This window comes from Nitrospira sp. ND1 (assembly GCF_900170025.1).
GTDB lineage: Bacteria > Nitrospirota > Nitrospiria > Nitrospirales > Nitrospiraceae > Nitrospira_A.
On the sequence record NZ_FWEX01000006.1, the window covers coordinates 749,272 to 772,176 of the forward strand.

Here is a 22,905-nt window from a genome sequence, read left to right on the forward strand (position 1 = left end):
ACCATGCCGCTTCGCCGGCTTCACCTTGACAGCGTCGGAACTCCCCCGTAGCCTGGCGCAGAGGCAGCCTGTTCGCAGGGGAGGGAGTTCGGCATGGCGTGGGCACAAGGCGTCACGAGGTATCAATGGCTGGTCCTGTTCGTCGCCTGGCTGGGTTGGGTATTCGACGCCATGGACGCAACGATCTACGCGATCGTGCTGCATCCTGCCTTACATGAGCTTCTGCAAGCCGGGGCCGCCGGCGGAGCCGTCACGGACGAACAGATCGGGTGGTACGGCGGCATGGTGTTTTCTATTTTCCTGATCGGGTGGGCCATCGGAGGAATCGGCTTCGGGATGGCCGCGGACTATTTCGGCCGGACCAAGACGTTGATCATCACGATTTTGATATATGCCGTCTTCACCGGCCTCGCCGCGTTTGCTCAAGAATGGTGGCATCTGGCCATCTATCGCTTTCTGACCGCGCTTGGCATCGGCGGCGAATGGGCCGCCGGCGCGGCCATTGTGGCCGAGACCTGGTCTGAAGACAAACGTGCCCGGGCAGCCGGGATTCTACAGTCCGCATGGGCCGCCGGATTTTTCCTGGCCGCCGGCTTCAACCTGCTCCTGAGCGACTACGGATGGCGACTCCTCTTCCTCGTGGGCATCCTGCCCGCCTTTGTGGCCTTACTCGTCCGTTGGTGGGTGAAAGAACCGGAGCGATGGGTGCAGGCCCACGAACAGGAGGCACAATCCGTTCGCAACAGCTTCATGCACCTCGCCGAGTTGTTTCAACCGGCATTACGCCGCAACACCTGGGTCGGCTCAACCCTGGCGTTCGTGGCGGTCTTCGGCCTGTGGGGCGCGACCAATTGGGCCCCCACCTTGATCCGGGCCATGCCGGACCTCCAGGGGCAGGATGCCGCCACGCTGACACGGAAGGTCAGTTACGCGATCATGGCGCTCAATGCGGGCTCGTTGTTCGGGTATCTGGGATTCGGGCCGCTGGCCGAACGGTTCGGCCGCCTGCCCGTATTCGGCTTGATGTGCCTCGGCAGCTTCATCATGCTGCCGGCGACCTATTTTGTCCCGCACAGTTATGCAGAAGTGTTGTTATTACTCCCGCTGCTGGGATTCTTCAACAATGGCATTTTCAGCGGCTTTCCGATTTACTTGCCTGAGCTCTATCCGACACGACTCCGTGCAACCGGCTCAGGATTTTGCTTCAACGCAGGCCGCGTGCTCGCCTCGGCCGCGCCCTTCGTCACCGGGTGGCTCGTCACCCTGCTGGGATCGTTCAACAACGCGGCGAGCACCATCGCGCTGATCTATCTGTTGGGATTGGCCGTACTGCCCTTCGCGACCGAGACGAATGGAAAGCCGTTACCGGAGTGACATCTCGCGGACCGACTGCCCGGCCATTATGAAACAACCTGAGACTGCGCTCCCGCGCATCGTGCCACTGAGTGAGTCCGCCCTGACCATTGAATTCGGGGAGACCATTGACCCGCACACGAATGAGTCGGTCCTGGCCTTCGCCACCGCCGTGGAACGGGCCGGGCTCCCGGGCATTCTGGAGGTGGTGCCGACCTACCGTTCCGCCACGGTCTATTTCGATCCGTTCCGTACCGATGTATCCATGATGACCGGGCATTTCCGTGCCTTGATGACGGCAACGAACACACCCCCGCCACGTGCCCCCACGACTCATACCATTCCCGTGTGGTATGGAGGTAGCGCAGGACCCGATCTGGGCGACGTGGCCAAACGAGCGGCACTCATGCCCGAGCAGGTGGCGGCCCTGCATGCTTCCGTGCTGTACCGCGTCTACATGCTGGGATTCAGCCCGGGCTTTCCCTATCTAGGGACCGTGCCGGATCGCATCGCGACGCCGCGACTCCCGACGCCTCGAAAACAAGTCGCAGCAGGATCGGTCGGAATCGCCGGCACACAAACCGGCATCTACCCGCATGCCAGCCCTGGCGGCTGGCGCATTATCGGTCGCACTCCGGTACCGCTGTTCAGCCTGACCAGACCCACGCCATTTTTGCTGGCACCGGGCGACCAGGTGCAATTCGTGCCGATCGAGGAAACAGAATTCCATGCGCTGTTCGAGAACCACACATGAACAAGGAACGTAGCATCGACCTCAATTGCGACCTGGGAGAAGCCGCGACACCGGAGCAACTGGATGTGGAAGCCCGGATCATGCCCTACGTCACATCGGTGAATATCGCGTGCGGGGTGCATGCAGGCGATGCGGCCTTAATGCGAAGCACCGTGCAGCTGGCTCGACAGCATGATCTGGCGATCGGAGCGCACCCCGGATTGCCGGATCGGGACTCCGGCGGCCGCCGTGAACAACCGCTCTCCCGTTCGCTCGTACAGGACTTGATCCTGTCCCAAGTGGGTGAGCTGATGGCCATCAGTCAGGCCGAAGGTCTTCGGCTCTCGCATGTGAAACCACACGGGGCGCTCTACAACATGTCTGCTCGCGACCCCGCGCTGGCCGACGCCATCGCCGAAGCGGTCGCACACATTGATCCGCGATTGATCCTCGTGGGATTGGCCGGATCGGAGCTCCTCGTCGCCGGCAAGGCCCGCGGGCTCCCGGTTGCCGCCGAAGGATTTGCCGATCGAGCCTATCAGGCCGACGGCCGTTTAGTACCTCGAGGGCAGGAAGGCGCGCTCATCCACGATGAATCGACCGTGGTCTCGCGCACACACTCGCTGATTCACGACGACACCATCGCGGCCATCGACGGTTCCTCGCTTCATCTACATATCGACACGCTTTGTGTCCACGCCGACACTCCTGGCGCGGTCCGACTGGCTCATGCGCTACGGACGATGTTCGACGATGGAGGGATTTCCGCAGTCCGTATCGATCATGCCTCTTAAGCAGCCGACCATCCACGTCGTACGTCCCGGACTCTTCACGACCATTCAGGATCTCGGTCGTTTTGGATACCAACGGTTCGGCGTGTCGGTGAGCGGCGCGATGGATCCCTGGGCGCTCACGGTCGGGAACCGTCTCCTCGGCAATCCCGACCGGGCCGCCGGCCTGGAGGTCACCATCCAAGGACCGGAACTGTTGTTCGAGGACGCACTCTCCATCGTCATCACCGGGGCAGACCTCTCTCCCACCAGCAACGGCGTCGCACTGCCCATGTGGACCGTCGTCCGCATACCCGCTGGGAGTCGCCTTGAGTTTGGAATACGCCGACAAGGCACTCGTGCCTACCTCACCGTGGCCGGCGGCATCGACGGGCCTTTGATGCTCGGCAGCCGATCGACCCATGTGCGCAGTGGATTGGGAGGCGTCGCAGGCCGCGCGCTGAGGAAGTGGGATCGACTCGATGTCGGACCGGCACGAGCTGCAGGCAAACCATGCGTAGGACGAGCACTGCCTGAGGCACAACGCCCCCGGTATCAATCCACCGCCACGATACGGGTGATACCGGGGCCACAGGCCGATCGTTTCACGGACGATGCGCTGGAGAGACTCGCGAGCCAACCGTACCGACTCGCCTCCGAATCAGACCGGATGGGCTATCGGTTACAAGGATTGGCGTTGCCGCATCGCACCTCGGCCGACATCGTGTCCGATGCCGTGAGTGCCGGGAACATTCAAGTGCCGGCGGATCGACAGCCGATTCTACTCATGGCCGACTGCCAGACGACGGGGGGGTATGCCAAACTCGCGACGATGATCGCGGCCGATCGCGCTCTCGCGGCTCAACTATCGCCGGGAGACAGACTCTCGTTCGTAGTGGTCACGCACCAGACAGCATCGACACTGCTTCGGTCGGCTCACGCCGAACTTGACCGGCTCTTGCCGCCGCACCGTGCTTGAGGAGATTCCCTTAGTCCGGACGCTTCAGGCCATGCATGCCGCAGCACTCGAAAGCAATGCCCGCTAAACAACGGGGGTTCTGCCATTCCGTTGAGTCCTTGACATTGCCCTGAAGCGATCTATTATTATTCGTATGGACACCACACTGACTCCTCGACAAATTACTCACGATGAGAAAAAGGCGGCCGAAGCCGCTTTCGCTGGTCGCCCATTCAATCCTAAATGGTCGGACGCGGCTCGCATCGTTTATGACGGCCTCCTCGCCGCAATGGGAAAAGATGCTCGGACCGTCGACATGCACGACGAACTCGAGCCGGTTGAGCCGTTGGCTTAACCTCCCCGCGTCGTATCATCGGGCACGGGAGGCGTTCAGCACGACCTCTCGAGGTTGTCCGCGCTCTGCGGCGCCGCCGATGTGGCTTGATACCTCCCCGCATGCGGGAAGCTAGTCTCTCGCTCTCCCCCGGCCTTGATCAGAAAATGTTTTCACGAGCTCCCGCTCCTCCGCTTCAGTCTTCACGTCGCCATCCAACCTTGCCTCGGTCAGACGCTCGAGAATCGTGCGATAGAGTGGACCTGGTCTGAGTCCAAGCGCCTGGAGGGATTTCCCGGTCAGGGCGGGTTTCACGTCGCGATACGTCGTCAGATACAGAGACAGGTGCCGCTTGGCCGATGCCGAGCCGTTCTTCGCCAGCAGAAACACGAGCGTTTCGTCCGCCAGACCGGCCAGCAGAGCCACCGTTTCCGAAGGCCTGAGCGGCACGCGCCGGCTCAGAGCCCGGCACACCGGCTGCGTAAGGAACCGAGCCGCCGTGATAGCCTCTCGTTCCGCTTCCGTGAAGGGAAATCGTTCGATCATCTCGCGTACGGCTTGATCCGGCATCGCCTCGGTAAGTGCCATGGCATACACCAGCCATCCGCTGATCTGCCGATCCAGACAGGACAGTTTGTACCAATCCAGCGCCGCTTCCACTTCGCTCAGCCGACGATCCAGTCGATTCGACCACGTCAGTGTCGGATGAATGAACCGCAGAAGATCCAGGTCCGCCAACCGGCGAACGGCATGGCGTGGGGTGCGCTCAGAAAATAAGTACCGCAGTTCATCCAACAACCGCTGGCCGGACAGTCGATGGAACAACTCCATCTTCACCGCGCCTTTAATCAGCGCCAGCGTCTCCTTGCTCAAATGAAAATCGAAACGCAGCTCGAAGCGAATCGCGCGAAAGACCCTCGTCGGATCCTCCACAAAACTCAAGCTATGTAGTACCCGGATGAGGCGTTCTTTGAGATCGCGTTGTCCGCCGTAAAAATCGATCAGTTGGCCGAACGCGCGGGGATTGAGGCGTACAGCCAACGTGTTGATGGTGAAATCCCGACGGTAGAGGTCCTTCTTAATGGAGCTCTGCTCGACCGTCGGCAACGCCGTCGGATATTCGTAATACTCCGTGCGGGCCGTAGCCACATCCACCTTGAACCCGTCCGGCAGGAGCACAACAGCCGTCCCGAATCGCTCGTGGACCTTCACCCGGCCTGCCCGCTCCTTCGCCAGGGCGCGTGCAAACGCGATCCCGTCGCCCTCCACCACAAAATCGACATCGAGGTTGTCGATGCCGAGCAGCAGGTCACGCACAAATCCACCGACCACATATGCTGAGTAGCCAAGGCGCTCGCCCAAGTCGCCTGCCGTCTGTAGCAGGTCATGCACTTCACGCGGCAAGCGGTCCCGCAGGAGTCCCCCGACATCGCGTCGGCGCACTGCTCCGGAGGACTCCAGGTCCATCAACGATTTGGCTTTCCCTCGCGCAGACGCAATCACGTCTTCATGGAGACTGCGGAGCAGATCGGTTCGGGTAATCACGCCCACCGTTTTGCCGCCGGACAGCACCGGCACAAACCGCTGATTCAATTCGATCATCCGCATTTCGATATCGTGAAAGGGGGTCTCCGGCTCTGCGCTGTACTGATCGTGTCTGGCCAGATCCTCGACTCGTTGCGCTCCGAGTCGATGAAACAATGCTTTCTGAACGACCTCACGTGAAATCGTCCCGACATAGCGGTCCTTCTGATCGACGACCGGGAGAACGTTGACCCCGTAAGTAGTCATGGAGCGTTCGGCCTCCGCCACGGTCGCATCCGCGACGATCGTTTTGACCGGCTGTGTCATGACATCCCGAGCCACCAGGGTCGGGCGATAGCGTTCCGTCAGGAGACGCGTCAGCCGTTCCTGCACTTCGATGAGCGTTCGGCCCTTCACGCTGGCCGCTGCCGCCACGGCATGTCCGCCGCCGCCGAATTCGCGCGCAAGCCACGCCACGTCGATCTCGGGGCGCCGGCTCCGGCCAATCACCTCAACCTTCTCATCCAGTGCAATGGCAACGATGACGGCATCGAATCCCTGTAATTCCGCCAACCGGTGGACGGCCTCCGCGAGATCGCCCTTGTAACGGTCATACGTGCTGGAGGCCACAAGAATTTTGCGGCCCTCCAGATAATAGATTGATCCGGACTGCAACAGATCGTTCAGCAGGGCGATCAGATCGGGATCCAGCGGATGCCGCAAGACCTCCGCCACGACGTTCAAATCCGCGCCGGCGCGCAGCACAACTGCCGCAGCCTCCAGATCGCGCGGAGTCGTCGACGGATAGGCCAATGACCCTGTCTCCTCGTACAGACCAAGCGCCAACACCGTCGCCTCGGCAGCCGTGAGGATAATCTGCTGCGCCTTCAGGCGTTCGACCAGCAGCGTGGTCGTGGCGCCGACCGGTTCGATGTGCCGTTCAGCGAGATGAGGCCACTGAGGTCGAGTCTGCGGCTCATCGTCGGCTCCATGGTGATCGAAAACATGCACCTCCACGTCTGCGCGTGAACTGAGGGTCTTCAATGGACCCAACCGCTCCGGCTCCTGGACGTCCACGAGAATCAACCGTCGCACCCGTTCCAGGGCCACGTCCTTGAGGCGAGAGATGTCCAGATGGTGCGTCGCCAGAAAACCTCGCACCGACTCCTGCGCACCGCCAGGCAATACCAGGACCGCCCCCGGATAGAGCTTCCGGGCGGCCACCATCGAGGCCAGTCCATCGAAGTCTGCATTCAGATGTGTCGTGATCAGATCCATGCCGGCATTCTAACAGGATCGAGCGAATCGATTCAGTCCCGCAGTGGAGACAGAGGAGAAGGAAGATTGTGCACAAAGCGAGAGCATTGGCTGGAGAGGAACCATGCCGTCCACACAAGAAGTGCGGACGGCATGGGGTTACTCGACAGAATGAGCGAGCGCGGATGCCTGGCTGGGTCGAACCGGTCGCTCGACCGCTCACCACGACATCTGTGACACCGTCTACCGCTGCTGGCGGTCGTGCTTCTGGCGAGCAATATGACGCGACGTGCGATCCTGTGCGTGGTTGATCCGGGCCCGCTCTTTCTTCGTCACCACGCCGTCCGATTTCGCCTTGTCCTCCAGCTTGTTGACGTGTTCTTGCTGGTTGTTCAAGCGAGTGGCTTCACGCTCGTTCAACTGACCGCTGGCAATCCCCTGGTCGATCCGTTTCTCCTGATTGGCCTGCCGCTGATCGATCCTCGGCGTCTCCGCCTGCGCAAACACCAACGACGTGGCACAGACCGATAACAACGCTGCGCCCCACATCACCTGCTTCATACATCCTCCTTTGGTTGCCCGCTGTACTGTCATCCGTTCCAACGTACAAGGACGCTGGCTGGTTGACAATCGAAATGACGGTTTGCAAGGAAGCGAGGAGAACCAATGTCACGGACAGACCACGCGAGATGGAGATGAAATCAGCGAATGTCCTGAAAAAAGGCGCGTGGGAGATACGGCAGCTTGAACTCCACATGCAAAATGATCAGCAAGACGCGAAGAAAACTCCGCCAGATTCCCATTTTGAGAAACTTGCGGGCATCCGTGACAACTGGCGGTGAGAGAAGAATCGGCGTCGTGACTTTCAGTAAATTCTCACCGAACGCCACATCTTCCAGAATGGGCCGATCCGGAAATCCACCAAGCCGCTCGAACAACGCCCTCCGCACGAATACGGCTTGATCGCCGTAAATGATATGACTCCTGACACAGCGAAAATTGTCGAGCCATGAGATCATCCGGAGCCGCCAGTCCGACCCTGAGAATCGGTGTCGGAATCCGCCGGCCTGGATAGTAAGATTCCGCTCCAACGCATTGATCCGACTCAGCGCATCGACGGGTAACAGCGTATCGGCATGGAGAAAGAGCAACCACTCGCCCCGCGCCAGCTTCGCGCCGGCATTCATCTGGGACGCTCGTCCTTTTGGCGCCGTCACGAGCGTGAGCGGGGCCGGCAATCGACTATTGATCGGCCAGCGCCGAACGATTTCGCAGGTTCGATCGTGGCTTCCCCCATCAACCACGATCACTTCATACGACCCGGCTTGTTCGAACAACTGTCGGAGTGTGGCTGGCAGCGCTCGCTCTTCATTGTAGGCGGGAATGACGACGGAGATCATGCCGTCAACCACATGGGCAGGAAGGTACGTACATCGGCGGCCCATGCAGACGCGTCCTCGTCGATCGTCTCGAAGAGATCGCAGAGCGTCAACACCATTGAGTCGGTCAAAGCCAGATAGTCCTGCGTGCGCAAACGAAGCGACTCCAACTCCCTGTGCCCATCCACCATCGCTCGCTCCAACACACGCCGCCCGAAGTCATGATGAGCCTCTTCCTGGTGCAGCAGCACTCGGCGCAACCGGCGGAACGGCGCCTGCCGCTTTTCAAGGCCGCCCTCAATCCGGGTCAAAATCGCCTCCCCCAATCCTTCCAGGATCACCTGTTCAGCCAGAATACTCTCCAGCCAATCGCCACGTTCAAGCGCCTCAGTGAGAAGCCGGCGATAGTCTTCGAGTGCCGGCAGAAAGGGCGCGTCACCGAGATGACGCGGTGCAAGCCACGCAATTGCGCCGCGGAAGACCACGGCATGCATCGCCTCCTGCCTGGCTTGGGTCGTCAAGAAACGACGCGCCTTCGGGTCGGGAGCCAGTGTGGCTTGGCGCTGCGCACACCCATGCGCCATTCGTTCGCCATGTTCAAGAAACGTCAGCAGCCGGGCAATGGGAACTCGTTCACTAGGCAATACGACCATGTACAACTCCTTCAGTACTGCGGGGAAGGACCATTCAAATGCCAATCGTAGTCGAGAAACTCCACGGTGTAGTCGCCGGCCAGAAGGTCCTGCTTGAGCGACGGATCTTGTACATACTCCCCGACATACCCCAGGATTGATCCTGAACGAGCCTCGAAATCGTTGGCAAACCATTTAAAAATCATCGACAACGAGGCCACTTTTCTCGATCGGTCGAAACGATTGCGCGAAGGATCGTTCACGAACTGGATCGCGACGTGATTCAGTTGTTCATCTAGCTGGCGCCCATCAAACGCCCAGGACTGGAGTTTCGGGCAGGAGGCGGAAGCGCAGACGATAGCAAAATGTACACGTGGTTCGTGAAACTGGGCGATAAGAATCTCTCGCTCCAGATTGTAGAGATTCACCGGCTGTCCACCAATAGAGTATTCCCGCGCGATGAAGTACCGGTATCGGCCGAACAACGTGTCCGGAGAATACCCATCCAGAATGCCCGTGACGGCGAAGGCATTATACGCATTGATCCAGAACGCCAGACGGTCTCCCGCCGACAAGCGGCCCGGATCTACTCGATTCAACAACGCGACATAGGATGGAAGCCGCCCCTGACGGCGAATGGCCGGGTAATCAACGACGCCATCACGGACATCGGTGCTCAGTAGTTCCTGCCACAACCGATGAGACACTTGCTCCGGCGGGAGCGAGTCTGAGAGGGTGAAAGAGGTCGGTACGGTCGAACAGCCTCCCAGCACGATCATCAGCGCTCCGATCAGGAAATTTCGCATCACAATTTTTCTCCTATTAGAACCGCACCGGAGTTCGCCATGCTGTGATCGGATGTCTCAGGATCGTCCCAACCACGCGCCCATCGAGACGGTTGCAGGAAGACCCATCTGAACAGGCTTGAACCTGGCTCCGGTCGAAGCGACTGAGGATCTCTCGGTAGGGCACCTCGCGCAGGTTCCCCACCGCCGGCATCGCCAAGCAGGCTGAGACCTGGCCAGACGCATCGATGGCAATGCTATACCGGCCCGCGTCACAGGGCTCGAGCCGTTCTCCCCGCAACCAGACGGCGCTGTCCTTGACGAAATGTCGAAAATACCCGGCAGGGATCAGGTCGTCCTTCAACAGCTGTTCGAACACACGGATCGCGGCCGAACGATCGTACATCAACACAGAGTCCTCTTTGCCGTAAAGGCCCACGTTCCAGTGGTAGGCTCCCACCACGGGAATGAAACCGTGCCGTCGTGCGAATCGCACGACCTCCGGCACCTCGTCGCGATTGGCTTCGCTCACAATGCAGGTGAGGAATTTAGGAAAGGGATACCGTGCCAGGAGATTGAGTCCGGACAGGACTTGAGGCAACTGATCGGCCCCGCGTATCTGTCGGTAGCGAGCACGATCGAGCGTGTCCAGACTGATCGATACCGGTAAGCGCAACGAAGCACAGTGCGCAACAAGGTCGGGAGTGAGCCTGGTCCCATTGGTGATCACGGTCACTTGCAACCCCAGCGAGGAGAGGTCCGCCAGGATGTCGACGAGGTCCGTGCGTAGGAGCGGCTCACCCCCCTGAACAAGCACGAACCTGATACCTTCGGTATAGAGCTGTCCAAAGATGCCCCGGATCTCCTCTCGCGTCAGTTCATATCGTCCCTGGTTCAGAGGAAGGTCGCAGTAGCCACAGGCTGAGTTGCAACGCAGGGTCACCTGAAACGTGGCGAGGACCGGCCGCCCCCGTAAGAGATTTGCCACCGGCCGGGCACAGTCGGCAAACATGGCCAGCGAGGACTTCCTCGTCATCGTGGATTCCCCGGTCGGCCTGAGCATATTTGAACACCTGTTGCCATTTCCATCCGGCCCCGCCGCCCCCGGTTCAGCACAACGCGACACAATCGGCACAAATCCAGGTGATTCTGCACTGCAGGCAACCGGTTTCCTGGCATACGGTTTGCTGAATCACTCTCTACACTGCAGCCTGACTCATCCCAGGGAGGATCGTTATGAACACCAAGCTCCAGGCCTCGATACTCACCATCGCCGCGGCTAGCCTTGCAACCGTCGCTTTTGTCGTGGCGCCGGCATCGGCAAAGGACAAGGAGAAGGCCGGCAAACATTCGAACCATGCGACCACCACCTCGGCAGCCGCGGCCTCCTCACTTCTGGGATCAGTCCCTGAGCAACTCCCGGCACCGAAACCCGGACAACATGACTCCAAACCCGGAGTCGCCTGGAAGGCCGTGGGCGGCACCGTCAAAGAAATTCACGGCGAGACGTACACAGTCGAAGACTTCGATGGCAGCCAAATGAAGGTGCATGTCGGACAGGGAACCAAGCACCTCCGGGGCAACAAAAAAGTGGGCGACACCATTCGGGCTGAAATTACCCACGGTGGCTTCGCAAATTCAATTCAATAACCCCCTGACTCTGCGAACCCACATCAGCTCGCCGGTGTCCTGGAGAGGCCGACCCTGCACAGGTCGGCCTCCCCGCCTTTCTCAGTTCCGGCAGTTCCCCAGCCCCGTCACTTCAACGCCCTGACGAAAACGATGTCACCGTAATAGGCCACGGACCGCTCCTTGGTGTTATCCGTATCGCTCATAATCGCGACGCCGCTGATCGCCGGCGGCTCTTCGCCGAAGGCCAGTCGATAATCCTCATACACATTGCGCTCTTCCTCCACCCACGTGCCGATGCGCTGCGGCCCGCTCTCCACCACGATCATCTTCGCAAAGTCGGTAAAGGCATTGTCCACCACCGTCCCGACCGGGCTCTTGCCGTCCCAAATGTAATTCAATGCGCCGATCGGAATATCACCGAACAGCATCCGACCGGCCTGATACTTCAATTTCCGTCCGAAACTCACCTTTGCCGGTTCATAAGCAAAGGTAATATAGAGGCGCGCGGGATAGTCATCACCGTCCTTGCGGTTCACATTGCCCTTCTGCAGCAGATTCTCTACCTTCCATCGCCAGCGCACGATCGGATACTCATGCGGGTCAATCGCCACGGCCTTGGTCAGGCCTGAGGCGGACACCTCGCTCACAGCTTTCACCACGGAAACCGGCCCGTCCTTCACCACCTCGTATGTCGTGTGCCGTTCGATCTTCTTGAACGTCAGCGGTGCCCACCCATCGGGCAATACGGCGCCTTCAGCCGCGACCGAAAAGTGTCCGACCTCCAGCTTCGCAGAGCCCTGCGCATGTGCGACCATCGCAGCACCCGACAAGCACATGAGCAGGACAATCCCGCGCCGCATCATGTGTCCCCTCATCGCCTCAACCAGGCAAAGAGTCTCGTTAACAGCATCTTAGTCCGCGCCGTAAAGTGCGCCTTGCGCCAGAGGTTGACGACCTTCTTGTTGACTTCCACCCGGGTGGGATAAGGATGGATTGTGGCGGCGATCGTTTTCGCACCGGCACCGGCCTTCATCGCCACAGAAAACTCACTGATCAAGTCACCGGCATGCGCCGCCACGATCGTGGCCCCGAGAATTTTGTCGGTGCCTTTCTGAATATGGATGCGGGCAAACCCTTCTTGCTCACCATCCAGGATGGCTCGATCCACCTCACCGAGTTTGTAGGTATAGGTTTCGATCTCCAAGCCTTTCTTTTTGGCATCCGCTTCGTAGAGGCCGACATGAGCGATCTCGGGCTCGGTAAACGTGCACCAGGGCATGATCAGCGACTCCATGCTGGCATACCCCAGCCCGAAGGGATGCGGGAACAATGCATTTTGAATGACGATCTGCGCCATCGCATCCGCGGCATGGGTGAATTTATACCGGGAACAAATGTCGCCGGCGGCGTAGATACGCGAGTTCGTTGTCTGGAGGCGATCGTTCACTTTCACGCCGGTTTTGTCGTACTCAACCCCGATCGTCTCCAACCCCAGCCCCTCGACATTCGGGCTACGCCCGACGCCAACCAGAATTTCGTCCACCGTGACATCGTAGTGCTGGCCGTGGGAATCAACCAGCAACCGCTTCCCGGTGGCCGTTCGTTCCACTCTCAGATCCTTCCCGCAACAGAGCAGCCTGACACCGTCCCGCATTATGGACTGCTGCACCACCTCCGCTGCGTCCCGATCCTCATTCGGCATGATGCCGTGCATCGCTTCAATGAGTGACACCTCGCTCCCGAAGCGAGCGAAGGCCTGCGCCAGTTCGCACCCGATCGGGCCCGCGCCGATCACGGCGAGACGCGCCGGCAACTCCGTCAGCGAAAACACCGTTTCATTGGTGAGATATCCCGCCTCTGCCAACCCCGGGATGGCCGGCGCCGAAGCCCTTGCCCCGGTACAGACTGCCGCGTTGACGAAGGTCAGCGTCCGATTTCCAGATGGGCCCTCCACCGACACTGCATCCCGGCCGGTGAAGCGAGCCTGCCCGATATAGACATCGACCCCCAGCGACTTGTAGCGATGAGCGGAATCCACATGGCTGATCCCGGCACGCAATTTTCGCATCCTGGTCATTACCGCACCGAAGTCACGAGTCACCCCCGGCGGGATATGCAGCCCGAAAGCCGAGGCATCCCGCAACTGCGCCCAAGCATTGGCCGCACGAATCAGCGCCTTGGAGGGCACGCATCCGACGTTCAGACAATCGCCTCCCATCAGATGGCGTTCGATCAACGCGACCTTTGCGCCCAATCCCGCCGCCACCACCGCCGTGATCAGCCCCGCGGTGCCGGCACCGACCACAACCATGTTGTAGCGACCGGCAGGCTCGGGATTCAGCCAGTCCGGCGGATGCACATTTGCGACCAACATCCGGTTGTGTTCGTCATCCGGCAGGACCAAGCTTTGGACAGAAGCGCTCATTGAAGTCGGATTCTCCCTCTGGTGAATAACCATGGACGCGGTCTTTCGCCCTGACCGCTATGGATGTCGACGAGAACCATCCTGCAGTGAGACCGGCTTACCGGCCAGCTTCCTATAGAGAATAGGCACCAGCGCTAACAGACCGAGTAACGTGAATGCGAGCAACACATTGGGCGAGGCGATTTCCTTGAGTGAACTGATCGTGCCGAGTTGGCGGCCGGCATACGCAAAGACAAAACTGCCGGGAATGATGCCCAAGGAGGTCGCCGCCATGTAGGTCCCCACATTGACCCTGGTCAGCCCCGAGACCATATTGACCAGAAAAAACGGGAACAGCGGGATCAACCGCAGCGTCATCAGATAACTGAACGCATTCCTGGCAAATCCCTGCTGAATCGCATCCAACCGGCTGCCGAATTTCTGCTCCACCCATTCCCTGAGCAGATAGCGAGCCACCAAAAACGCCAGCGTCGCACCCACGGTCGCACCGACATTGACGTAGAGCGTGCCCAACAGGCTGCCGAAGAGAAATCCTCCGGCCAACGTCATGATCGCTCCACCGGGCAGCGAGAGCCCGACCACCACACAGTAGCCGAGCACGAACATGGCCACCGCGACCGGATAATTGGCTTCTGTAAACGCGAGCAGACGAGCCCGGTTGGATTTGAGCCCATCCAGCGAGAGGTACTGTCCGAGATCAAAGTAGAAAAATGCGGCGAGGCTCAGCCCGACAAAAATCCCCAGCATCAGTTTGCCGAGCCCGGCGCGTTTCGAAGATGAGGGCGATGCTACAGATGTGGTCATGGCACCTTGGGGCGGTATCATCCTGCCTCCTCACTCATGTGTCAATCGTGGACTCACCTGCGCGGACAAGACACCGCTCGTGGCTGAAAGAATGTCAGCAACCTTACAGAGGAAGGAACCTGCTTGTCACCACATTGCACTCTATACGGATGGCGAATCTAATTAGATTGCCCGCCTGCACGATGATGACCCACGACGGGACCAGTGGCCCTCAAGTCCCCGCCTTGTCCCTCCGAAAGAACTCTTGAAGACAGGGTGCCAGTGGAGGTAATGTCTCAGATGCATGCGCTGATTGAACTCTTGGACTCGGCTATGCTGACAACACACGCGGTCTCACAGCAGTCCCAGAACTCGCACCCCGTCTATGAGACGACTTCACATGTGTGGATGCGCCCCTGCCCTCACTGCTCCTCGCGCCTAAGAAAGAAATCACCTGAAGAATCATGGCGTTGCGGATGCGGTTGGCACGCAGAGTGAAGTGGTACAATTAGATCATTGTAAGGGGGTGACGTCATGGGACCGCTCTCGGTGCACGACATGAAAAGTGGATTTTTCCTCTTCGCAAGCTTCCTGCTCCTGGCAACGATCTGCGCCATCGCGGCCTTGGGCACGTTGATGCGTCCGCAGCGCTGGTCCGAACGAGAGACCAGACTGCACGTCTGATCCTCGCCAAGAGAACCAACGGCCATGCTATACGCAGGCCGGGGGTGTACCTGCGCCGTCCGATCACTCGAATCACTCTCTCCTGACCATCCGCCTCTTCACACTCAATCCGAAGGCCGAACTCCCCGACAATATTGGGCTCTTCATTTCTTAGTGGGCAGGTCACGAAGCACCCGCACCACCCGATCGAAAGTACCGGCCTTGTAAGATCCTGGCCTCTTGCCCTACTCTGTCTCCAGGAGGCTGGGTATGGATCAGAATGACCGTTTCATCAAGACCAAGGAAAATTGGGCCAAGGCCCGACGCGGCGGGGAAGAACGCGAGGTCTTTTACGAAGGAGATGATCGGCTCCCTCCAGGCCAACATCTCGTGGAAACCTGGCCGGTACTCGACCTGGGCCAAAAGCCCGATATTCCCCTGTCGGAATGGACGTTGACCATCGGAGGTGCGGTGACCACGCCTGCCACTTGGACCTGGGCGGACTTCCTTGCGCAACCGCAATTCAAGAACGTATCGGACTTCCATTGCGTGACGTCCTGGAGTCGTTACGACAATGAGTGGGAAGGGGTCAGCTTCAAACAGCTGATGGCTGTCGTCCAGCCGCTCCCGTCGGCCAAATTCATCCTCTTCAAATCGTACGACGACTACACCACGAATTTACCGCTCGTCGCCTGTCAGGACGACGACGTGCTCCTTACGTACAAATGGAACGGCCGGCCGCTCACCAAAGAACACGGCGGTCCGGTTCGCATGATCATCCCGAAACGGTATGCCTGGAAAGGCGCCAAGTGGATCAAGGAAATCACCTTCTCCGACCACGACGAGAAGGGGTTCTGGGAAGTGCGGGGCTATTCGAACAGCGCCTTCCCCTGGCAGAATGACCGGTACGGATGAACGAACACAATTCTCCGGTGAACGCACCCATCATACAGCGTATCGAAATCTGGCCGGTCGATATTCCGATCACGGATCCGTTCGTGGTCGCCACGGGGGCACGGGTGACGGCGCAAAACCTGTTCATGCGAGTCACCTTGCGGAATGGAACTCAGGGTGTGGGAGAAGCCGCGCCCTTTCCCGAGGTCGGAGGTGAAGATCGGGCAACCTGCTTCGCCGCAGCCACGGAACTGGCGAAGACTATGATCGGCCAATCGGTCGGGGACTACGAGTCCCTGGCAGACCGGCTCAACGAACAGGCCACACTCCACCCTGCCGCTCGTTGCGGCTTGGAAACGGCGATGCTCGACGCCTATTGTCGATCACGGCGCATCCCGCTCTGGCAATTGTGGGGAGCCGCTGACGTCCGCGAGCGGGAAACCGACATCACCATCCCGATCTGCAGTCCGGAAAAGACGCTGGAACTCGCACGTGGCTGGTACGCCAGGGGATTCCGCCTCTTTAAGATGAAAGTCGGGACGGATGTGGAACAGGACATTCGCCGATTACAGGCCGTGCACAACGCGCTCCCCGAGATCGGATTTATCGGCGACGGGAATCAGGGATTCTCCCGTGAGGACTGTCTCCGCTTTGTCCATGGAGTGAAGCAGTTCGGCGGGCGGCTGGTCTTGCTCGAGCAACCGGTCGTGCGCGATGATCTCGAAGGACTACAGGCGATTCGGCACCTGACGGGCATTCCCGTGGCGGCTGATGAGTCCGTCCGGTCGCTGGACGACGCGCGCGAGGTCGTCCGGATGCAGGCCGCCGACTATATCAACATCAAGATCATGAAAACCGGCGTGATAGACGCGTGGCGAATCGCCGCCTTCACCCGCTCCGCCGGCCTGCGTCTCATGGTCGGCGGCATGCTGGAAACCCGTATCGCCATGGGCTGCTCATTCAGTCTCGTGCTGGGCCTCGGCGGCTTCGATGTGCTGGATCTGGACACACCGCTCCTCCTCTCAACCGACCCGGTGACCGGAGGGTATCGATATAGCGGCCCGCGTCTCCAGCCCTGGTCTGAAGGCGGACTCGATATGCAGATCCCTTGTCCCGCAGACCGCATCACCGTCCAGTAGCACGGATCCGGACCTCCTCACGCAACCTGTTTGCTCTCTGATTCTCACCCCCGACAACGCACTGCAGGTTTCCCGAAATATTTTGCCGTTTTTCCACTTTTCTGAAAAATTAACCTCAGGCACAGCGGCTTCGCACAGGCGGAGCACCGATCGCAACGACTGGCACCGTACGTACCCGGGAGGAAGGTCCCATGCAAGTAATCACTCCGCGCCCGATACTCGCGACCGCGTCTCCTCGCAACATCCGTCCCATCGCACTCTTCTGGATGCTTGGAGTCGGTACCTTGATGCTGGGAGGCTGTGTTTCGCAACAAACCTATGAGACAGCCAGGCATGAGGTAAAAACGCGGGCCACTGAACTCGCCCAGACTCAGGCGGACATCCAGAGCCTCGAACAACAACGAGAAGAGACTCACCTCGCCAATCAGCGTGAGGAACGCTCTCTTGCCACTCTCAAGGGCGAACTGAAAAAGATCCAGCTCGCCTACGAGCAGCTTCACAAGAGCAACCAGGCCAAACTCGCGGCCCTCGAGTACAGCATCGTGGCATTACGCGCCCGGCATCAGGCCATGTTGAAGGAAATCAGCGAGACCAAACGGATCGAGAAACGGCTGGAAGCGCTCACGGCCCAACACGAACACACGATGGCGACAACACCATCCGGCCCGGAGGCCCGTGTGACCACGGTGGACGGAAGCCCGCAGGAGCCGCACCTGGTCGCGGTCATCACCCCGCAAACGCCACAGATTGATTCCACGCCGACCGCATCGCAGGCGCCCCCAGCCGCCACCAGTGCCGACACGACACCGGCGGTGCCTCAGCCCGCACCGGTCGTCGCAACCCCGCCTTCACCCAGTACTCCTGCAAAGGCCGCGCAGGCACCCGCTGCGCCACAAGCCCCGCGACCCGCGACCGCAGCAGCCCCTCAGGACGAATCCTGGTTCTCAAGTGTGACGGGATGGTTCACGTCCCTCTTCGACTGGATCTGGGCCTAGAGATCGTCCTCAACGCCTCTCTCCATCAATTCTGATCCAGGCGTGTCATCGCCTTATCAGCCCCACCGGAGCCCTCAAGACTGAGCCCCGGTGGGGTCGAACCCGTCGCCCCCTTCTTCACACTTTTTACAATTCAACTCCGTCCCGAGGAACGCTCGCCGCCCCTCCTCCGTCAATACCCACGGACGACTCGTCATAGGCGGCTGATGTCGCACATGTTGGCCATGACCGCAGCGAAGGTCGGCCACCCAATGGCCTTCGTCGTCCTGGTGATACCCGATAATCGCCTGTTGCATACCGGACTCCCCGTGTTTCGTGCCGCTGTTTTGAATTGACGCACTCCCCTGACAGAACCGGACGCGTGGATACCTGCATCCAAAGGGACTGTGGTAGACTTCCGCGCCCGGCAGAGTAGCATGTTTTCCAGGAGGTTGCGGATGGCACAGTCAGAATTTCGAATCGGCATCGTGGGAATAGGACGGATGGGGGCCAACATGGCTCGGCGGCTACACGACCTCCACTATGCGATCGTGGCGGTCTATGACACCGACACGGAACGCGCGGGGGCGCTCGCGAAGGAACTCGCGTGCACGGCGGTCACGACTCCGGCGCGTGTGGCTGAGTTGGCCGATACGGTGCTGACGGTGGTGTCGGACGATGCCGCCATGCGCCAAATCTATTCACTCGGCGGGCCAGACAGTTTGCTACGCCACGCCGCCAATCGCCTGTTCATCAATTGCGCCACCCTGTCACCTGAGCTCCAAAGAGAAGTCCATGCGTTGGTCGAGCAACAGGGCGGCCGAAGCCTGGAAGCCTGCATGGCCAGCAGCATCACACAAGCGCGCCAGGGCACGCTCTATTTAATGTGCGGCGGACGACCGGAGGTGTTCGAGCGGGCGAAGCCGCTCTTGCAGGATCTGAGCGCACACCTGCGGTATATCGGGCCTGCGGGCGAAGCCGCCAAGGTGAAGGCCCTGGTAAACATGGTCATGAACGCCAACACCGCCGCGCTGGCTGAAGGACTCGGACTGGGGTCGGCCCTCGGCCTGGACCTCACGATGCTTCGAGAAGTCTTTTCACAGACCGGCGCCAACTCCCGCGTGCTCGAAACCGACGGTGAGGACATGCAACAGCGGGCTCACGACTGCTACTTCTCAGCCGCCCACGCGGCAAAAGACTCGGGGATCGCCTGCGCATTGGCCCAACAGGCAGGCTTGGACCTGCCCCTGGCCAAAGCCACCTACGATCAATATCGACGTCTCATCGACCATGGTAAGGGAGAATTAGATAAATCTGCCGTCGCTGAGCTGACCTTCAAAGACCGGCTGAATCATTGACGATCTGACGCCCCACACATTCTACCGATGGAAGCAGCGCCCCGGTCACAGCCGCACCGACCACCCTCGCAGTAGTTCACGAAGCCCGCGCTCGCCGGTCCGCTCCGGGCTAATGCTTTTCGAACGACCGCTCCGGTCGCACGGACGCATCAAGAAATCGCCACCGCTTCTGGGCATCGACATCGAACGCGCCAAGAAATGTGGCCTGGCCGACCAGCGATTGAAACTCCACCAGGCGAAGGCTGCAGTTGGCCGGATCGAACACCCGCGCATCGTACTGCCCCAAGACCGTGATGACGCCCGACGGCTGTTGGTAGACATTCCGCCGCCCGGCATACCCCGTGTCGGGAAACAATTCCGACGTGACTGAGCAGCCGCGCGGCCCTTCAATGCGAAGGGTCAATCGATAGCGGGAGAGAAAGGGGTGCGTGGCGAGGCGAGTCAGATTCAACCGAAGCCCGGCCGAGGGAAGATCGAACTCGGCCGGCTCAGGGCGATCACTATTGCAGGCCGACAGGAGGAGGACCAGACCGATCAGAGCCCAGCCCGGTCCTCTCCCTCGTCCCCTCATCATTTGGCCGTAGGCATCTTCGAGGCCGCTCCGATTGCATCAAGGCCCGCTTCGGCGCAGGCATCGTCCAGATGCGTACCAGGCGCGCCCCCGACACCGATCGCCCCGACCACCTCGCCGGCGATTTCGATGGGTAACCCGCCACCGACCATCAGAATACTCTCATTCATCTCTCGCAATGCTTGCAATGCGGGCTGCTTGGCAATCATGTCGGCCAAGTCGCTCGTCGCGCGCCGCAAGCTGGCAGCGGTATAGGCCTTCTTTCTGCTGCTATCGACGGTATGTGGACCAGCCCCGTCGGCCCGCATCATGGCCCGCAAGACCCCTGCGCGATCTACGACCGACGCACTGACCCGATAGCCGTCCTTCTTGCAGAAATCGAGCGCCGCTTGCGCAGCTTTACCCGCTAATGCCGCCGGCAACACAGCCTCTTTGGGTAATTCATCCGCCGCCGACGCCACCACAGGCCACCCGCCGGCCAGGAACAGAACCCCCGCCATCATGCCGACACGCCCCAGGCCCCGTTTCAACGATTGTATCGTCCCCACCATCACAGGCCTCCTTCGTTCTCTATCCCCTGCGTAGTCAACCGAACACCCCTATCCGTATTCCGACGTGCGAGGGTACGGCCATCAAACCGCTCTGTCAATACTCAGCGCTCAAGCTTTCAGATATGCGAACAGGTACCGGCGTGCTAGGAATACAGGGCGAACTTCGCGGCAGGGGACAACTGTTCGTGGCCGACCGATCGAGGGAGGGAATAACGGGCCGCATCGAGTCCGGCATTGGAGGTGTAGACACCCACCAGGACGATTCGCGGATGCGTAAGCGACCGACCTCCTCGGTGCAGCCCACTCGCATCACACAGGATGACACTGCCCGCCGGCCCGACGCAGGAGACAGACGGCAACGGCGTATCGTTGATGAGTTGGTCGAGCACATCCTGTTTCGGGTACCGACCGGTCGGGGGAATGGCAGGAAAGAGCGATCCGTACTCACCGCCCACCTGAGAACGCTTCACATAAGTGAACGGCCCCATCGTCCCATCGACATCGCTCAACAATACAAAGACCTTGATGATGCGCTTATCTTCATGGTCGCGATGCCAGAGCTCCGCAGAGATCGGCGGCTCACCCTCACACACCGGGATGTTATGCCAGACGTCCATGTAGTTGAGACGGACCTGCAGCCCGAGATAAGTACTGGCGATACTCAGCAACTGCGGATGGAGAAAGAACCGGATGAAAGACGAGGGAATGGGCGGTCGTTTCGCGCGACGTCCGATCGCCCGCACCACGTACCATTTCGCATCGTTCGGATTGTATCGCTGCCTGATCTTCCGTTGGACATCCTGCCCGGCGAGCATCATCCCGGCATCCCGAGCCAGATCCCGGAACAAAGCCGGATCTTGCGCCAGAGTTTCGACGGAGGTGCGAAAGATCCCGTCGGTGTCGAGGGCGCGAACCGCCTCGACACCATGCGGACCAAGCACCTGCGGAATCGAGCGGAACACCCGCCGGGATCGGCGATTGATCGCCCCATAAAGAGGCGGGGACCAGCGAAGTCGATAGAAGAGCCGCCCGAGGATCGACAAGGGCCAGACATAGACCATCAAGCTGCGCACCAGCTGCAGACAGGTTTTTCCACGCCACAGTGTGTGCCACCCTCCGACTCGTTTCACGCCACCCCCGCTTGCCGCTCAAGCACGGACAACAAGAAGGCTTCCGGTCGTCTGCGACAGGAGACCGGTTTTCCAGCATCCCCCTGCAGCTCCGGGACATCGGGGCTCATAAGAGATCCGAGCCGCAATGGCCTGCGCATCAGACAACCACTCCGTGATGATTGAGGGACTCAGTTCAACACTGCTGACTGAGTGAGACACGGGCGAGGTCAACAGCCAGCTAGCAGGTTGTCGGTTCAGCGCCGCCGCTCTTGTATTTTTTTGAATCGGCTGCGATCAGGTATTCCAGGCGCACCGCCTGCAGGCGGTTCAAAAAGGCCGTCCAGCAAGGCCGCAGCGAATGAAGGGCCAAGGCGTACCCTCTGCGGTACGTTGAGACTCTGAATGGAGCGAGAACGCCGGCGGCGGACTTTTTCAACGGCCTGCTAGAAGGTGGAGATGGGATGGATAACAGCATCCAGCGTGCCGGGACGATGCAACTCCTCGATCCAGACCCTTGCTTGCGCGACGTAAAAGGTATAGTCGCTCTCCGGATAACTCAGCACCACGGCGTAGAGCAGCTGCTCGGCTTCCTGCTCACGTCCGGCGCTCAGGCTCGTCCGGGCCGCCTGCAAGGTGCACGAAGCGGCCAGCGCTTTGGGATCAACAGTCGTGCGAACCGGCTGTCGCGTGACAAACCGGTCAAGGCTCTTGGGAACATCCGGAGCGGGAACCACATGCGTATCAGCGGACTGCTGCAGCTGTTTCGCTGCCGACAAGACCGTCTCGACATCGCCGCTCGATTGGCAATGCCGGTACAATTCCCACATCGACATCACGGAAGCCGAGCGAGGTGCCGGCTGACGCGTTGAGGAATCGAAGAGCTGACAGCCGGTCAGGAACAACCCGGCGGACAGGAGTGCGACAATTGTGACGGATGTGTGCTGACGCATCTTCCTTATCCTTACCGGATCGCTTCTTTGGCTGTCAAGATTTCCGGAGCAGAATCTGGAAGGAACGTGACAAGACAGGAGCACTCACGCGCTCATGTCAGCATGGAACCGGCAATTGTTGAAGGAAC

At 60.0% G+C, this 22,905-nt stretch carries 25 protein-coding genes; 11 read left to right on the forward strand and 14 right to left on the reverse strand.

Annotated features, from left to right (window positions below; translation table 11 throughout):
• Positions 1 to 93: 93 nt before the first annotated feature.
• The 5 genes from NSND_RS08235 (at position 94) to NSND_RS08255 (ending at position 4,169) form a co-directional block, all read left to right on the forward strand.
• Positions 94 to 1,374: an MFS transporter gene (locus NSND_RS08235; protein WP_080878546.1), complete on the forward strand. Its 1,281-nt coding sequence runs from the start codon at positions 94 to 96 to the stop codon at positions 1,372 to 1,374.
• Between the two features lie 28 nt (positions 1,375 to 1,402).
• Positions 1,403 to 2,107 carry a 5-oxoprolinase subunit PxpB gene (gene pxpB / locus NSND_RS08240; RefSeq protein WP_080880841.1) on the forward strand — a complete coding sequence of 235 codons (705 nt, stop codon included), beginning with the start codon at positions 1,403 to 1,405 and terminating at the stop codon, positions 2,105 to 2,107.
• Positions 2,104 to 2,880 (forward strand): 5-oxoprolinase subunit PxpA, encoded by a 777-nt coding sequence (locus tag NSND_RS08245; RefSeq protein ID WP_080878547.1) that lies wholly within the window; start codon positions 2,104 to 2,106, stop codon positions 2,878 to 2,880. The genes pxpB and NSND_RS08245 overlap by 4 nt, the downstream gene beginning before the upstream one ends.
• A complete protein-coding gene (locus NSND_RS08250; protein ID WP_235000202.1) occupies positions 2,870 to 3,835 on the forward strand; it encodes a 5-oxoprolinase subunit C family protein in 966 nt (321 codons plus the stop codon). The genes NSND_RS08245 and NSND_RS08250 overlap by 11 nt, the downstream gene beginning before the upstream one ends.
• 133 nt (positions 3,836 to 3,968) lie before the next feature.
• Positions 3,969 to 4,169: a hypothetical protein gene (locus NSND_RS08255; protein WP_013247735.1), complete on the forward strand. Its 201-nt coding sequence runs from the start codon at positions 3,969 to 3,971 to the stop codon at positions 4,167 to 4,169.
• Between the two features lie 111 nt (positions 4,170 to 4,280).
• Here NSND_RS08255 and NSND_RS08260 read toward each other — a convergent pair whose 3' ends face one another.
• From NSND_RS08260 to NSND_RS08285, 6 genes are all read right to left on the reverse strand, one after another.
• Positions 4,281 to 6,950, reverse strand: coding sequence for a CBS domain-containing protein (locus NSND_RS08260; protein ID WP_080878551.1), 2,670 nt, complete (start codon positions 6,948 to 6,950; stop codon positions 4,281 to 4,283).
• A 222-nt stretch (positions 6,951 to 7,172) separates the two neighbouring features.
• Positions 7,173 to 7,490 carry a hypothetical protein gene (locus tag NSND_RS08265; protein WP_080878553.1) on the reverse strand — a complete coding sequence of 106 codons (318 nt, stop codon included), beginning with the start codon at positions 7,488 to 7,490 and terminating at the stop codon, positions 7,173 to 7,175.
• 140 nt (positions 7,491 to 7,630) lie between these two features.
• Positions 7,631 to 8,329 (reverse strand): TIGR04283 family arsenosugar biosynthesis glycosyltransferase, encoded by a 699-nt coding sequence (locus tag NSND_RS08270; protein WP_159450701.1) that lies wholly within the window; start codon positions 8,327 to 8,329, stop codon positions 7,631 to 7,633.
• Positions 8,326 to 8,961 carry a ferritin-like domain-containing protein gene (locus NSND_RS08275; protein ID WP_080878558.1) on the reverse strand — a complete coding sequence of 212 codons (636 nt, stop codon included), beginning with the start codon at positions 8,959 to 8,961 and terminating at the stop codon, positions 8,326 to 8,328. Before NSND_RS08275 ends, NSND_RS08270 begins: the two co-directional genes overlap by 4 nt.
• Before the next feature lie 11 nt (positions 8,962 to 8,972).
• The gene (locus NSND_RS08280) at positions 8,973 to 9,746 is read right to left on the reverse strand and encodes a DUF547 domain-containing protein (protein ID WP_080878560.1); all 774 of its coding nucleotides are present in this window, start codon (positions 9,744 to 9,746) and stop codon (positions 8,973 to 8,975) included.
• Positions 9,747 to 9,762: 16 nt separating this feature from the next.
• Entirely contained in the window at positions 9,763 to 10,761 is a 999-nt protein-coding gene (locus NSND_RS08285) for a radical SAM protein (RefSeq protein WP_159450702.1), read from the reverse strand.
• 200 nt (positions 10,762 to 10,961) lie between these two features.
• On the opposite strand from NSND_RS08285, the gene NSND_RS08290 reads away from it, so the two are divergent.
• Positions 10,962 to 11,375, forward strand: a complete 414-nt coding sequence (locus tag NSND_RS08290; RefSeq protein WP_080878565.1) for a hypothetical protein — start codon at positions 10,962 to 10,964, stop codon at positions 11,373 to 11,375.
• A 107-nt stretch (positions 11,376 to 11,482) separates the two neighbouring features.
• Here NSND_RS08290 and NSND_RS08295 read toward each other — a convergent pair whose 3' ends face one another.
• The 3 genes from NSND_RS08295 to NSND_RS08305 are packed head-to-tail and all read right to left on the reverse strand — an operon-like array spanning position 11,483 to position 14,586.
• Positions 11,483 to 12,220 carry a DUF3047 domain-containing protein gene (locus NSND_RS08295; protein ID WP_235000203.1) on the reverse strand — a complete coding sequence of 246 codons (738 nt, stop codon included), beginning with the start codon at positions 12,218 to 12,220 and terminating at the stop codon, positions 11,483 to 11,485.
• Between the two features lie 8 nt (positions 12,221 to 12,228).
• On the reverse strand, positions 12,229 to 13,782 hold the full coding sequence (locus NSND_RS08300; protein ID WP_080878568.1) for a mercuric reductase: 1,554 nt from the start codon (positions 13,780 to 13,782) through the stop codon (positions 12,229 to 12,231).
• Positions 13,783 to 13,839: 57 nt separating this feature from the next.
• Positions 13,840 to 14,586 carry a TVP38/TMEM64 family protein gene (locus NSND_RS08305; protein ID WP_235000204.1) on the reverse strand — a complete coding sequence of 249 codons (747 nt, stop codon included), beginning with the start codon at positions 14,584 to 14,586 and terminating at the stop codon, positions 13,840 to 13,842.
• 513 nt (positions 14,587 to 15,099) lie between these two features.
• Between NSND_RS08305 and NSND_RS21235 the strand changes: the two genes are divergently transcribed.
• From NSND_RS21235 to NSND_RS08320, 4 genes are all read left to right on the forward strand, one after another.
• The gene (locus tag NSND_RS21235) at positions 15,100 to 15,249 is read left to right on the forward strand and encodes a hypothetical protein (protein WP_159450703.1); all 150 of its coding nucleotides are present in this window, start codon (positions 15,100 to 15,102) and stop codon (positions 15,247 to 15,249) included.
• A 249-nt stretch (positions 15,250 to 15,498) separates the two neighbouring features.
• Positions 15,499 to 16,143, forward strand: coding sequence for a sulfite oxidase-like oxidoreductase (locus NSND_RS08310; RefSeq protein ID WP_080878571.1), 645 nt, complete (start codon positions 15,499 to 15,501; stop codon positions 16,141 to 16,143).
• On the forward strand, positions 16,140 to 17,261 hold the full coding sequence (locus tag NSND_RS08315) for a dipeptide epimerase (protein WP_080878573.1): 1,122 nt from the start codon (positions 16,140 to 16,142) through the stop codon (positions 17,259 to 17,261). Before NSND_RS08310 ends, NSND_RS08315 begins: the two co-directional genes overlap by 4 nt.
• Positions 17,262 to 17,452: 191 nt before the next feature.
• Positions 17,453 to 18,256 (forward strand): hypothetical protein, encoded by an 804-nt coding sequence (locus NSND_RS08320; protein ID WP_080878574.1) that lies wholly within the window; start codon positions 17,453 to 17,455, stop codon positions 18,254 to 18,256.
• A 74-nt stretch (positions 18,257 to 18,330) separates the two neighbouring features.
• Here the strand turns inward: NSND_RS08320 and NSND_RS08325 are convergent, their stop codons facing one another.
• The gene (locus tag NSND_RS08325) at positions 18,331 to 18,552 is read right to left on the reverse strand and encodes a DUF3565 domain-containing protein (RefSeq protein WP_041186406.1); all 222 of its coding nucleotides are present in this window, start codon (positions 18,550 to 18,552) and stop codon (positions 18,331 to 18,333) included.
• A gap of 141 nt (positions 18,553 to 18,693) precedes the next feature.
• On the opposite strand from NSND_RS08325, the gene NSND_RS08330 reads away from it, so the two are divergent.
• Positions 18,694 to 19,593, forward strand: a complete 900-nt coding sequence (locus NSND_RS08330; RefSeq protein WP_080878576.1) for an NAD(P)-dependent oxidoreductase — start codon at positions 18,694 to 18,696, stop codon at positions 19,591 to 19,593.
• A 109-nt stretch (positions 19,594 to 19,702) separates the two neighbouring features.
• Here the strand turns inward: NSND_RS08330 and NSND_RS08335 are convergent, their stop codons facing one another.
• From NSND_RS08335 to NSND_RS08350, 4 genes are all read right to left on the reverse strand, one after another.
• The gene (locus tag NSND_RS08335) at positions 19,703 to 20,167 is read right to left on the reverse strand and encodes a hypothetical protein (protein WP_080878577.1); all 465 of its coding nucleotides are present in this window, start codon (positions 20,165 to 20,167) and stop codon (positions 19,703 to 19,705) included.
• Positions 20,164 to 20,715, reverse strand: coding sequence for a GlcG/HbpS family heme-binding protein (locus NSND_RS08340; RefSeq protein ID WP_080878579.1), 552 nt, complete (start codon positions 20,713 to 20,715; stop codon positions 20,164 to 20,166). Before NSND_RS08340 ends, NSND_RS08335 begins: the two co-directional genes overlap by 4 nt.
• Positions 20,716 to 20,858: 143 nt before the next feature.
• A complete protein-coding gene (locus tag NSND_RS08345; RefSeq protein WP_143833471.1) occupies positions 20,859 to 21,845 on the reverse strand; it encodes a phytanoyl-CoA dioxygenase family protein in 987 nt (328 codons plus the stop codon).
• A 425-nt stretch (positions 21,846 to 22,270) separates the two neighbouring features.
• The gene (locus NSND_RS08350) at positions 22,271 to 22,777 is read right to left on the reverse strand and encodes a hypothetical protein (protein ID WP_080878582.1); all 507 of its coding nucleotides are present in this window, start codon (positions 22,775 to 22,777) and stop codon (positions 22,271 to 22,273) included.
• Positions 22,778 to 22,905: the final 128 nt, after the last annotated feature.